Genomic DNA, 819 nt, shown 5'->3' on the forward strand with positions numbered 1-819 from the left:
AAGCCGAAGCCTCTCGACCATTTTTGAAGTTACCGCCATTGGCTCCTAACGAAAGATAAAGCCCTAAAGCATTGACTGGACCAACGCCCTCTAGAGCTTCAAGTTTTCTACATGCATCATGGTGCTTGAGGTGTTGGGTTAAGCTCGTTTCTAAATCTGCCCTCTTTTTTGCTAAGGTCTCATGCAAATGAAATGCGTTTGCTATGTGCTCTCTTAAGATATCAGGAAGTGAGTTCTGACCATCTTCCAGAATTTCAATAATGTGCCTTTTAAAGGCGCTATGTCCTTTGGGGATATTGAAGCCAAACTCTGAAAGCAAGGAGCGAACCATGTTACTTGTCGCTGTCATCGAATCGGTTAAGTGCTGTCTTATTCTATCGATCGATTGTAGTGCCTGCTCATCAATAGATTTTAAAGCGACAAAACGGGCGTTAGCTTGCTGAGATGCAACAGCAATCGCTGTTGCATCATTCTTATCTGTTTTTTGTCCCGTTCGATATGCCGTGACATATTTTGGGGCAATGAGGCAAACCGAATGCCCATGGTTGCAGCAGAACCGTCCCCAATAATGGGCTGTAGAGCATGCCTCCATAACCACGGTCGTTGGAGGTTGTTGTATTAACCAAGCTTTTAATTTTTCGCGAGTAAATACTTTATTAAACTCATCAGAGCTTCCTTGAAGCTTACAAACTTGGAAAGAGTGCTTTGCTAAATCAATGGCGATAGTAGTAGACTTTTTCATGTATGGACTCCTTAGATTTAGGCTTTGACACCATAAATTCTAGCTCCCTCCAGAGGGAGGGAGTCCATACATCGCGA

Annotated in this window: 1 protein-coding gene; it reads right to left on the minus strand. The window is 43.3% G+C overall.

Annotated elements, in window-relative coordinates:
* Positions 1 to 742: IS110 family transposase (locus tag R7R78_RS25415; protein WP_225474535.1), on the minus strand; the 742-nt coding region annotated here is incomplete at its 3' end.
* Positions 743 to 819: the final 77 nt, after the last annotated feature.

The sequence above is a fragment of the Vibrio sp. 2134-1 genome, assembly GCF_033339495.1.